The organism is Listeria monocytogenes (genome assembly GCF_900187225.1).
In the GTDB taxonomy this organism is placed as follows: Bacteria; Bacillota; Bacilli; order Lactobacillales; family Listeriaceae; genus Listeria; species Listeria monocytogenes.
Map to the genome: position 1 here is coordinate 2,276,344 of NZ_LT906436.1, position 13,020 is coordinate 2,289,363.

Here is a 13,020-nt window from a genome sequence, read left to right on the forward strand (position 1 = left end):
ATCATAGTAAAATGTGCTTTTAATTAATTACCTATCGAATCGATTAAGTTTCCAATACCATCAGAAACTTTTCCACCGAATTCTTTTACTTTATCGGCGCCTTTTTTGATTGTTTCTCCAGCTTCATCGGCTTTTTCTTTCACGCCACTCCAAAAGTCGCTACCACTGTTCTTTTCTTTTTCTTCCTCTTCTTTTTTCGCTGCAGTTTCTTGTGCGGCACTCTTCGTACTAAAGTCTGCGGATTTCTGATACTGCAAACCACTATTCATTACGTAGTGAGCCAAACTAGAAACACCAGCAGAACTGGTTGTAGTTAGATAATGCTCTTTGTCAGTTTTATCATATCCCATCCAAACGGCTCCGACTAGGTTTGGTGTGTAGCCTACAAACCATTGATCTTTTGTACCGCTTGTATCATCAAATGGAACTTGCGTGGAACCAGTTTTTCCAGCCATTTCGTGACCGGAAACAGCTGCACTTTGACCAGTCCCTGTATTGATAACATCTAAAAGCATGGAAGTCATTTCATTAGATACTGTTTCTGAAATGATTTGTTTAGTTTTTGGAACATTTTCATATACTGTATTCCCTGATGGATCGACAATTTTAGTAATAATATGAGATTCTGGTTTGGCACCGTTGTTAGCAAAGGTTGCATACGCTGTTGCCATTTCTACTGGCGAAGCACCTTTACTCATACCACCGAGTGCAAGCCCGAGCGTTCTATCTTTTTCTGGAACTGTAATACCAAATTTTTCGACAGATTTTACGCCTTTATCGATACCAATTTGATCAAGTAACCAAACGGCAGGGGCATTAATCGAGTTGGCTACAGCTTTATACATTGGAACTTCTCCACTATAAACGCCGCCAACATTGGTTGGTGTATAGTTACCTTTGTAGGTTATTTTTTCATCTTTTAGCATTGAATCCACGTCATAACCTGATTGAAGCGCTGGTGTGTATACCGCGAGTGGCTTCATCGTGGAGCCTGGTTGTGCTTTCATCTGTGTCGCTCTGTTAAAGCCACGGAAAACATGCTCTCCGCGTCCACCAACAAGCGCTCTAATTCCACCAGTAGCTGGGTCCATTAAAACAGCTCCTGATTGAACTAATGTGCCATCATTTGCATTAGAAGGGAATAGCCCATCATTGTTGTAAACATTTTCTAAGGAAGTTTGATAATTTTGATCTAATTCCGTATAGATTTTATATCCTTTTTGCATGATTTCATCTTGCGTTATATCTGCTTCATTTACAGCCTCATTAATAACTGCATCAACGTACCATGGGTATTTATTCGCAAGCGGATCTTTTGATTGATCATTTAAAACTATTTTTGTAGCTTTGTATTTATCGCCTTCTGCTTTTGAAATTGTGCCTGTTTCGACCATTGCATTTAATACCATGTTGCGGCGATTAGTCGCTTTGTCGATATGTTGGTAAGGGTCATACGCACTTGGAGCTTGAAGCAATCCAGCAATTGTCGCAGCTTCTGGTATGTTTAAGTCTGCTGCTGATTTACCAAAATATTTTAAGGAGGCATTTTCTACTCCCCACTCCCCATTACCAAAGTAAGAACGGTTTAAGTACATTTCCATAATTTCGTCTTTTGAGTAGGTTTTTTCGATTTCACGAGCCATAAATATTTCTTTGGCTTTTCGTGTGAAGGTTTGTTCTTGTGTCAGCAGAGCATTTTTGGCGAGTTGCTGCGTAATCGTACTACCGCCACCAGAAATTCCTCCGCTAGTGACTAAATTAACACCAGCCCGAGCTATTCCTTTCAAGTCAAAACCTTTATGTTCATAAAATTTTCTATCTTCAATGGAAACTACTGCATTTTGTAAGTTTTTAGATATTTTATCGATGGATACAAATGTTGCGTCAGTAGAAGAAAGTTCCCCGGCCTTGTCGCCATCTTTGTCATAAATAATTGTGGCTGACTCTAAACCTTTTTTAAGCGCGTCTATGTCGGCAGACTTTGCTACTATTACAAGATAAATAATAAAACTTAATAAAAATACAAGTCCAGCTAGTAAAAAAATCTTTCCGATATGTTTGTTTTTCCAGAAGCGTCTAAATTTTTGCCATCCTTTGTTAAGCCATTTCCCTATAAAACCAAAGAATAATTTTAAGTATTTAATAAGTTGCTGTTTGAATTTGTCCATGTAACTCTCCTATCTTCTACACGGTATTAAATAAACTATACACACAGTTATACACGTATTTTACGTTAAAAAGCAACTTTACGCCACCAACTTTAGACCGATTTTTGTAATAATTTTGTAATAATCCATATTTCCTACATATTTATTAACCTCTTTTTTACAATTTCTTCATTTTAATGTTTCTAGTAATTTAAAAAGGGTAGATATTACTGTTACCATTACTTGTGTTTTGGTAATAATTATCATCTATATACTGTGTACAACAAGTAATGGCAGCAAGTTTTACATGGGTCCATTAATACGCCGGAAAGGAATTGGAATATGACGCAAAAGCTGATCTACTTTTTATCACAAACGCATATTCGAAGTGCCATTGCTGAAGCTTGGGCGAAAAGACTTTCACTTAGCAATGTCAAATTCATTAGCGGTTCTTGGCATAAATCTAAATCAACACCGTTTATTGCAGAAGCGTTAAATGAGTTTGCAATCGAGCCACCTGAAAGTTTGTCTTATTCACCTAGTTCAGAATTACTGGCAGATGCTGATCTCATTGTAACAATTTATGATTCTGCACATGAAACTGCACCAAAATTTCCAGCTAACATACAAGAAAAAATTATTTATTGGGACATTGATGATCCAGAACAAGAAATAGCGTTACCCCAAAAATGGGCGAGTTATCAAGAAGTATGTGATAACATTGCCTTATCAGTAAAAAATTTAGAGCACGTATTGATAGAGGCTTAGATTTCGTTGTCCCGCCATTTGTAGGCGGGACTTTTATGTTAAAAGAGAAAGGAGTACATACATAATGGATGGATACAACGATTTAAAAAAGGCTGAAAAAGCGGCATTTTTGAGTATATTTGCCTATTTATTTCTAGCGGTTTTAAAAATAGTTGCTGGGCAATTAGGAAACTCTGATGCCTTACTTGCAGATGGTTTGAATAATACGACTGATATTGTTGCTTCTGTTGCGCTTTTAATTGGCCTTAGAATTTCTCGTATTCCGCCTGATGCAGATCATTCATACGGACACCGACGAACAGAAACTATCAGCTCTTTAATCGCATCTATCATTATGTTTCTCGTTGGTGTGCAAGTTATTTGGAGTTCGATTGTTCACATTATCGAAAAAGAATTTGCAACACCCTCAATGTTAACCGCTGTTGTCGCTCTTTTTTCTGGTGTATTTATGTATGCTATTTATTTATATAATCATCAGCTTGCGAAAAAACTTGATAGCCAAGCAGTGCGAGCTGCTGCATATGATAATCGTTCGGATGCCTTTGTTAGTTTTGGTGCATTTATCGGGATTATCGGCGCGGTTCTTGGTGTTCCTTGGCTTGACTCCGTGACAGCCTTTTTGGTCGGTATTTTGATTGTTTATACTGCTATCAAAATTTTCTATGATGCTGCACATACATTGACAGATGGTTTCGATGTTTCTAAGCTAGAAACTATTCATGATTTAATTGCTTCTGTACCTGATGTCAAAAAAGTAATTGACATTAAAGCACGAATGAACGGAAATAGGATTTGGATTGATGCAACTATCGCTGTGGATCCTGAATTAAATGTAGTTAAAAGTCATGAAATTACCGAAATTGTTGAACAAAAAATTCGCAACGAATACGAAGGTGCATTCACTTTAGTTCATATTGAACCATTTTTTGAATAATATTCATTGTCAATAATCGTAAAGTCAACTATAATTTAGATTAAAGTATCATTTGCTGGGAGGGAATATTCGATGGGGCAGAGAAACTAATTCACATAAATTATCAAACTAGAATGAAAAATATGCAGCAACACATTGGAGGAGTTCTCTTCCAGGGCGTTTTTTCTTCTATATAGATAGTTTTATCATAAGCTTATTTATATTAAACTAGGAGGTGTTTGCCTTAGCAGAAACTATTTCTGTCAAGGCGATTTATTGATATTAACCATTAAATTTTTAATTATAGCTTTACTTATTGCTATATCAGCATTTTTCGTGGCAACAGAATTTGCGATTGTTAAAATGCGACCGAGCCGTTTAGACCAATTAATTGCGGAGAAAGATAAACGTGCAGTCCTCGCTAGACATATTTACAATCATTTGAATGCTTACTTATCAGCCTGCCAACTTGGGATAACGATTAGCTCCCTTGGACTTGGTTGGTTGGGAGAATCTACGGTAGAAGCGGCGTTACATCCGTTATTTAGCTTAATGGAGCTTCCGCAATCAGCTATTACGATTCTATCCTTCACAATTGCATTTCTATTTATCACATTCTTGCACGTAGTTGTTGGGGAACTTGTACCGAAAACATTGGCGATTGATAAAACAGAGACAGTTGCACTTGCGGTAGCTCGTCCACTGCATATTTTTTATAAAGTGATGTTCCCGTTCATTTGGATTTTAAATGGTTCTGCAGTTTTCATCGCGCGTCTTTTTGGTCTAGAGCCAGCTTCTGAGCACGAAATCGCTCATACCGAGGACGAATTAAAAATAATCGTTGGTGAAAGTTATAAGAGTGGTGAAATCAACCAATCAGAATTCCGTTATGTGAATAAGATTTTTGATTTTGATGAACGTATGGCGAAAGAAGTCATGATTCCGCGAACAGAGATTGTGACCGTTGATACTGGATCTACAATCGGGGAATTATCCGACATTATGCAAAATGAACGTTATACACGATATCCAGTTATTGATGGAGATAAAGACCACGTTATCGGCGTACTTAATTTAAAAGAAATTTTATCAGCGTATGTCGAACATGGCTCGAGTCCAAGTTTTAGCATTGATCCTTACGTAAAACCAATTATTCGTGTGATTGAAACGATTCCGATTAAAGAATTGCTTTTCCGTATGCAGCGTGAACGTTCCCACATTGCTATTCTGCTTGACGAATATGGTGGTACTTCTGGACTTGTTACGGTTGAAGATATTGTAGAGGAAATCGTAGGTGATATCCGCGATGAATTTGATGCCGATGAAATTCCAGAAATTCGCAAAATCAAAGATGGACACTATATTGTAGATGCGAAACTTCTGATTGATGAAGTAAATAACATTTTAGGTACTGAAATTGAGGAAGAAGAAGTCGACACAATCGGCGGTTGGTTCTTAACACAAAATTATGAAGTAGAAGTTGGGGACGAAATTGATTATGACGGATTCATTTTCCGCGTAAAACAAGGCGAACCTCATCATATTGAATATATCGAAATCATCAAAAAAACAAATGATTAATCAAAAAGTAGCTATCCCTCTCATAGGGTAGCTACTTTTTTATATACGATGTGCTAACATAAATTGCTTAAACTTCTCAGCTGCAGGCGTTAGTGTTTGGTTTTTCGCGACCGCAAGATAAAAGAACCGCTCCCAGTTTGGGCTTCTAATTGGTAAGACTTTGACATCCACATAATTTAAAATCGGCATGTTCGGAACTACAGCAATCCCAAAGTTTTGTGCGACCATCCCGGCAATGACTTGATCCACTTCAATTTCATAAGCGATTTGATAATCGGCACCAATTTTTCTGAATAAATCATCGATAATTGGACGCAAACCACTTTTTTTCGAGAAAGCGATATGCGGATAATCTACAGTTTCGATTAAATCAATCCAGTCTTTATCAGCGAGCGGATGACTTTTGGGGACAATGAGGACTAATTCTTGTTTGGCAATTGGCGTAAAGTGAATATTTCTTTCATTTTCAAGTTTGGAACAAATACCAATATCAAATTTCTTTTCTTTCAGGCCTTGAATGATATCAATCGAAACACCCGTATGGAAAATAAAATCAATTTGTTTTTCTGGTTCAGTTTGGAGGAATTCTTGAACAAGCTTTGGTATTAGTGATGTGCCAAGTGTTTGCAAGAAGGCCAAGTCAATCTGCCCTTCCCCATTTGCCGCTTTCTTAGTCGTTGCAACTCCCGCGTCAATCATATCTAAAGACTCTTCCACATAATCAAGAAATACTTTCCCAGCCTTACTTAAACCTATATTCCGCCCTTCTTTTTCAAATAAAGGGATACCTAGTTCTTGCTCTAATGAGGAAATTGCGTGACTTAAACTAGGCTGTGTAATCAGCAATTTTTCAGCTGCTTTTGTGTAATGCTCCATGTGCGCCAGTGTGACGAAGTATCGTAAATGGTGTAAATTCATGCTTCTCTCCTAACTAAAAAGTTATCTATGCAATTTATCTATCAATTAATAGAACAATACCAATTTGTTTTTATGGAATAGTCATAATACAATTAAACTGTAGTTACGCCAGTGAAACAAACTATTCCTTAAAAACCAATATACGGTAGAATAGGTTAACTGTCCAGTTCCATTTTTAACTATTGAAGGCGTTATCACATCAGAGATTTTTAATTTAGTGGAATTTATTTTTTTACTGGTGTTTGTGAAAATATTATCAAAGTTTCTTGTAATTTTTATTATGGAGAGGAGATAATTTTTATGACAAATGCAAATGGCAATCTAAAAAAATGCCCCATCACGATTAGCTCTTACACACTAGGAACGGAGGTATCTTTTCCTAAACGAGTGAAAGTCGCTGCGGAAAATGGTTTTGACGGAATTGGCTTGCGTGCAGAAAATTATGTAGATGCACTAGCTGCCGGATTAACCGATGAAGACATGTTGCGGATTTTAGACGAGCATAACATGAAAGTAACAGAAGTGGAGTACATAACCCAGTGGGGAACTGCCGAAGATCGTACAGCAGAACAACAAAAGAAAGAGCAAACAACTTTCCACATGGCGCGATTATTTGGCGTCAAACATATTAATTGTGGTTTGCTTGAAAAAATCCCTGAGGAACAAATCATTGTCGCGCTTGGTGAATTATGTGACCGCGCAGAAGAATTAATTATTGGTTTAGAATTTATGCCATATAGCGGTGTAGCAGACTTACAAGCAGCTTGGCGAGTAGCAGAAGCATGCGGACGAGATAACGCGCAACTTATTTGTGACACATGGCACTGGGCTAGAGCAAATCAAACAGCTGAATCTATCAAAAATGTTCCCGCTGATCGGATTGTTTCTATCCAACTATGCGATGTCCACGAAACACCTTACAAAGAACTTCGTGAAGAATCACTTCATGATCGTTTAGCTCCTGGAGAAGGATACGGAGATACGGTCGGTTTTGCAAAAATTTTAAAAGAGCATGGTGTAAATCCACGTGTGATGGGAGTTGAAGTTATTTCAGACTCTATGGTAGCAACTGGTTTAGAGTATGCCGCTCTTAAAGTATACAATGCCACGAAAAAAGTATTAGACGAAGCATGGCCAGAGATTTCTCCACGCTAAACACCTACTTAGTTATGTGAAAATGATAACGTAGTAGGAAGACTCCCTGTGAAAGGAATGTGTTATTTTTGAAATTTAATTCGATGTTTTCACCTATTGATATCGGGCCGATGAAAGTGCCTAACAGATTTGTCGTATCACCAATGTGCAACAACTATGCAAATACAGATGGAACTTTATCAGACACTTCCCTTGCTTACTATAAAGAACGAGCACTTGGAGGGTTCGGGCTTATTACTTTTGAAGCAACGGTTGTAGATGTACGCGCAAAAGGTGGCGCAAATAAAGCTTGCCTATATAGTGATCATCAAATTGCTAGTTTTAAACGAGTGATTGATGTATGTCACGATGCTGGAGCAAAAATTTCTGTTCAGTTACAGCACGCTGGACCAGAAGGAAATTCCAAAGTATCTGGTTATCCTTTAAGAGCAGCCTCAGCGATTGCCTCGGCTGCAGGGCGAAATACTCCAGAAGCCATTTCGCGAGAAGAACTTTATGAGTTGATTGAACTTTACGGAGAAGCTGCCTTACGAGCAAAAAAAGCTGGTGCTGATGCAGTTGAAGTTCACTGTGCACACGGTTATTTAGTAAGTAGTTTCTTATCGGCACGGACAAACAAACGTGTAGATGAATTCGGCGGCTGTTTTGAAAATAGAATGCGATTACCTCGACTTATCATTGAAAGTATTCGTAAACGTGTTGGTCATTCTATTGCAATTCTTTGCCGAATTAATAGTACTGACGGTGTCGACGGTGGATTAAGTGTTCAAGACAGCGCGACGGTTGCAGCTTATTTGGAAGATTGTGGTTTGGATGGTTTACATGTCTCTCGCAGTGTTCATATTCGCGATGAATACATGTGGGCGCCAACCGTCTTGCATGCTGGATTTAGCTCTGATCTTGTAACGCAAATTAAACGCGCTGTTTCTATCCCAGTAATTACTGTGGGTCGTTTCACAGAGCCGCATTACGCGGAATTAATGGTTCGTGAAGGCCGTGCTGACTTGGTTGCTTTCGGGCGTCAGTCTTTAGCAGATCCAGAGACACCAAACAAAGCTGCAGCAGGAAAACTAGACGAGTTACTTCCTTGTATTGCTTGTCTTCAAGGTTGTGTGGCTAACATGTACGCCGGAAAACCAATTACTTGTTTAGTAAATCCGTTACTTGGACGTGAATCCGAAGCTTATTTACCTAAAACTCCAAGTAAAAAAGTAGTTGTCATTGGTGGTGGTGTCGGCGGGCTTTATGCTGGATGGATGGCTGGATCCCGAGGTCATGATGTGACAGTTTATGAAGCATCAGATATGATTGGCGGTCAAATGCGCTTAGCTGCCTATCCTCCTGGTAAAGGCGACTTAACAAACATGGTTCGAAGTTACATCAAAAAGTGTGAACAGTTCGATGTCGAAATTAAAACAAACACACCAGTAACACCAGAACTTATTCAAGAAGTTGCCCCAGATGCCGTCATTATTGCAACTGGCGCCACTCCACTTGTTTTGCCGATTCCAGGTATTGAGGATGCTGGACTTATTCACGCAGTCGACTTACTTGATGGGAAAGAGAAATGTGGTCAAAAAGTACTCGTAGTTGGCGGCGGTATGGTTGGTAGTGAAACAGCTGCATTTTTAGGTGAAGCTGGTCATGATGTCACAGTTGTAGAACTTCGCGATGAAGTCGGAGCAGACGTTATTTCTGAACACCGTAAATTCCTGATGCGTGATTTCGATGAATATAAAATCAAAAGTGTTACGAATGCAAAAGTAACAAGTTTCTTTGAAGACGGGGTAACCTATTCCCTAGCGGATAACAAAGAACACCGAATTGACGGATTTGACTCTGTGGTTCTAGCAATGGGATCAAGAGCTTATAATCCACTAGAAGAAACTATTAAGAAAATCGTACCTGAAACCTATGTTATCGGTGATGCTATTCGTGCACGTCGGGCACTGGATGCAACGAAAGAAGCACTAGACGCTGTATTACAATTATAATTTACATTCTACTCGCTGTAATGTGCAGCGAGTAGGATTCATTCGGAGGAAAACAAAATGGAAAATAGAATTTCAGGAACGACTAGGCTTCTTGGCTTAATTGGGACACCCATAGACCATTCAAAATCTCCAATCATGTATAATTACAGTTTTCAAAAAGCGGGTTTGGATTATGCTTACCTAGCTTTTGACACACCTACTGAAAAAGTTACTGATGCTATAAAGGCAATCAAGACATTTAATCTGCGTGGTGCAAACGTGACCATGCCTTGTAAAAGTGAAGTTTTAAAATACATGGATGACCTTTCCCCTGCAGCTCGAATGATTGGTGCTGTTAACACTATCGTAAATGAAGACGGGAAACTAACTGGGCATATAACAGACGGTCTTGGTTTTATTGCGAATTTACGAGATGCTAGTGTAGATGTTACCGGCAAAAAAATGACTATAATTGGTGCTGGTGGCGCGGCTACAGCAATCCAAGTCCAGTGCGCACTTGATGGGGCCAAGGAAATCACCATTTTTAATATTAAAGACGCTTTTTATGACAAAGCGAAACAAACTGCTGCTTCTATTAAACAAGAAGTGCCAAATTGCATCGTACATATTTATGATTTGAACGATACAGAAAAACTAAATGCAGAAATTACCACTAGCGATATCCTTGTTAATGCAACACTCGTTGGTATGCATCCGAATGAACATGAAACACCTATTAGCGATACATCCGTTTTTAGAAAAGAACTTATCGTTGCAGATATTATTTATAATCCTAAAAAAACGCAACTTCTACTAGATGCTGAAGCTGCTGGTTGTAAGACTGTAGGCGGGTTAGGAATGCTTTTGTGGCAAGGCGCTGAAGCATACAAATTGTTTACTGGTAAAGATATGCCAGTTTCAGAAGTAAGAGATTTATATTTTAACTAATAAATTCATCAGGATTTCGAGAGGAGAAAAAAATGAACGCAAAAAGATTTTATCCAACAGCAATAGCACTTTATTTTACTTATTTTATTCACGGTATTGGGGTATCCATTCTTGGCCAATACAAACAAGATTTCGCCGGAGTATGGGGAGCAGATAAGCTTTCTGACGGTACATTTGATGTAAGTATGGTTATCGCCGTTATCGCAGCACTTGGTTTAGGGCGCTTGCTGACATTACCAATTTCTGGGCCTTTTTCAGATAAATTTGGACGTAAACCTTCCGCATTAATTGGTGTTGGGTTATACGCAGTTTATTTCATTGGTCTTGCCTTTGCACCGAATATGTATATCGCTTACGCTTTCGCTTTTGTCGGAGGAGCAGCAAACTCATTCTTAGACACAGCTGTAACGCCATCTGTTTTAGAAATTTTCACAAAAAATGGCGCGATTGCCAACATGTTTACTAAATTCTCAATTTCTATCGGACAATTCGTATTACCTTTCGCAATCGGTATGGTTGCGGCGGCAAATATGTCATTCCGTACACTATTCGTTATCACAATGGCTTTAATCGTTATTGACGGCTTAATCATTGCATTTATGCCATTCCCTCCAATGAACAATAATGTTGGCGGCGAAAAAGCAAAACCAGAAAAAATGAAATTCAATGCAACTAGTTGGGCTATTATCGGTATTGGTTTTACTTGTACCTCCACTTTCCAACTCTGGCTAAACTGTAACCAAGAACTTGGAAAATTATACGGCATGGCTGATCCGAGTAAAATTCAATCATTTTATTCATTAGGAACAATGTGCGCAATTTTAATTACCGCTGTTCTCGTGAAGAAATTTATTTTGCCAGTACGTATTCTAATTCTTTATCCAGCGATTGCTACATTAATGCTACTGATTATTTATATCGTACAAACACCTACTATTTGCTTAATTGGTGGATTTGTTATCGGGTACGCTGCTGCAGGTGGAGTTCTACAACTAGCTGTATCTACGGCCAATGAATTTTTCCCAACGAACAAAGGGAAAATCACTTCGATTGTCATGATTTCTTCCAGCTTAGCAAACTATATCGTTTTAAACGTTGCAAGTTATATTACTAAAGCTGGTGGTATCGAAGGTCCAAAATATGTGTTATTATTCAATGTAGCGATAACTGTTATTGGTATCCTACTAGCAATCTTTGTTAATATGCGTTACAAAAACGAATCTAAAATTGCTACTAAATAATTTATTTTTCAACTGAGCATTTATGATGCTCAGTTGAACTTACATATCATTTGTGAAGTAAAGCACAAACTTATGTATTTTATCTATATGAACTCACTGAAAAAGAGGGTATTTTTAATAAAAAGTCCTCATAAGTCATTACATAAAGGAGAGCAGACTATGAAAAACAAATATTTATCTACATCACTTGGTCTTTATATGAACTACTTTGTTCATGGTATGGCGTTAATCATCATTGCACAAAATATTGATTTTTTATCTCAAAAATGGCATACAGATTTAGCTGGTGCTGCCGGCGTTGTATCTTCCTTTGGGATTGGTAAATTATTAGCTGTATTTATTTCGGGAAGACTATCCGATAAATTCGGTAGAAAGTTGTCTGTTATTCTCGGCGTGTTTTTCTATATTGTCTTTTTAGGAGGTATATTACTCAGTCCAAACACGATTATTGCTTATATGTTTGGTATTTCTGCGGGGATAGCTAATTCATTCCTAGATACTGGTACCTACCCTGCGCTCATGGAAGCTTATCCAAAAAAAGCCGCTTCTGCCAATATCATTGTTAAAGCATTTGTACAATCTGGTCAATTCCTTTTACCGTTTATGATTGCATTTATTTTGGCAAATAACTTATGGTATGGCTGGAGTTTTATTGTATTAATCGTTATTTTACTAATTAACTTACTATATACTTTGACGCGTACTTTCCCACCGATGACTGTTGGAAAACCACTAGATGTAGCAGAACTTGCCGAAGAGAAAAAGCAGAAGTTTCATTTTAGTATAGATGAAATTTGTTTGATTTTATTTGGTTTTGTAGCTCAAACTCTTCTCTATATTATGAGCCAATGGATTGCTAAATATGGTTCAGAAGTTATTCATATGACAGACGATGCTTCTAGACTACTTGTAAGTTATGCCAGTGTTGGAGCGATTATTTGTGTGTGTGTGACGTTTGTTTTAGGAAACCGCGGCGTACGAACGCTCCATATCTTAATTACTTATGTAACCATGACGATGCTTATCTCCTTTACACTGTTTGCTTTCCCAAGCGAAATCGTATGTATTGTCGGGGCTTTCTTATTGGGCTATTTCTCTGCTGGAGGAATTATCCAATTAGGTCTAACACTACTTGCGGAGGTTTCTGCTCGAGGAAAAGGTTTTGTCACTAGTCTTTATACTATTGCAGAAGGGATAGCTGTATTTATTATCCCCTTGATTGCTGCTGCTATTTCCCGAATTGATATTGCTGCTATCTTTTTACTAAATGCTGGTATTGCGCTTTTCGGTCTCGCTCTCTTAATGATTGTATTTACAAGAAAGAAAAAATTTGCTCGAGATCATATTTAAAAAGACCGAGAATTGATTCGTCAATT

Annotated in this window: 10 protein-coding genes; 8 read left to right on the plus strand and 2 right to left on the minus strand. The window is 38.0% G+C overall.

Annotation, left to right across the window (positions count from 1 at the left end):
- Positions 1-23 precede the first annotated feature (23 nt).
- Entirely contained in the window at positions 24-2,168 is a 2,145-nt protein-coding gene (locus tag CKV70_RS11505; RefSeq protein WP_003723360.1) for a penicillin-binding protein 1A, read from the minus strand.
- A 321-nt stretch (positions 2,169-2,489) separates the two neighbouring features.
- Here CKV70_RS11505 and CKV70_RS11510 point away from each other — a divergent pair, with 321 nt between their 5' ends.
- The 3 genes from CKV70_RS11510 to CKV70_RS11520 all read left to right on the plus strand — a co-directional run bounded on the left by CKV70_RS11510 (position 2,490) and on the right by CKV70_RS11520 (position 5,409).
- The gene (locus tag CKV70_RS11510; protein ID WP_003723361.1) at positions 2,490-2,915 is read left to right on the plus strand and encodes a low molecular weight phosphatase family protein; all 426 of its coding nucleotides are present in this window, start codon (positions 2,490-2,492) and stop codon (positions 2,913-2,915) included.
- Positions 2,916-2,979: 64 nt separating this feature from the next.
- Entirely contained in the window at positions 2,980-3,849 is an 870-nt protein-coding gene (locus CKV70_RS11515; protein ID WP_003723362.1) for a cation diffusion facilitator family transporter, read from the plus strand.
- A gap of 255 nt (positions 3,850-4,104) precedes the next feature.
- The gene (locus CKV70_RS11520) at positions 4,105-5,409 is read left to right on the plus strand and encodes a hemolysin family protein (protein ID WP_003723363.1); all 1,305 of its coding nucleotides are present in this window, start codon (positions 4,105-4,107) and stop codon (positions 5,407-5,409) included.
- 39 nt (positions 5,410-5,448) lie between these two features.
- Here CKV70_RS11520 and CKV70_RS11525 read toward each other — a convergent pair whose 3' ends face one another.
- A complete protein-coding gene (locus CKV70_RS11525; protein WP_003723364.1) occupies positions 5,449-6,327 on the minus strand; it encodes a LysR family transcriptional regulator in 879 nt (292 codons plus the stop codon).
- 300 nt (positions 6,328-6,627) lie between these two features.
- On the opposite strand from CKV70_RS11525, the gene CKV70_RS11530 reads away from it, so the two are divergent.
- From CKV70_RS11530 to CKV70_RS11550, 5 genes are all read left to right on the plus strand, one after another.
- On the plus strand, positions 6,628-7,482 hold the full coding sequence (locus tag CKV70_RS11530; RefSeq protein WP_003723365.1) for a sugar phosphate isomerase/epimerase family protein: 855 nt from the start codon (positions 6,628-6,630) through the stop codon (positions 7,480-7,482).
- Between the two features lie 68 nt (positions 7,483-7,550).
- Complete coding sequence (locus CKV70_RS11535) at positions 7,551-9,476, plus strand: oxidoreductase (RefSeq protein ID WP_003723366.1); 1,926 nt, start codon at positions 7,551-7,553, stop codon at positions 9,474-9,476.
- Between the two features lie 57 nt (positions 9,477-9,533).
- Complete coding sequence (locus CKV70_RS11540; protein ID WP_014601056.1) at positions 9,534-10,403, plus strand: shikimate dehydrogenase; 870 nt, start codon at positions 9,534-9,536, stop codon at positions 10,401-10,403.
- Between the two features lie 32 nt (positions 10,404-10,435).
- Positions 10,436-11,644 (plus strand): MFS transporter, encoded by a 1,209-nt coding sequence (locus tag CKV70_RS11545; protein ID WP_003723369.1) that lies wholly within the window; start codon positions 10,436-10,438, stop codon positions 11,642-11,644.
- A gap of 159 nt (positions 11,645-11,803) precedes the next feature.
- Complete coding sequence (locus CKV70_RS11550; RefSeq protein WP_003723370.1) at positions 11,804-12,994, plus strand: MFS transporter; 1,191 nt, start codon at positions 11,804-11,806, stop codon at positions 12,992-12,994.
- Positions 12,995-13,020 lie beyond the last annotated feature (26 nt).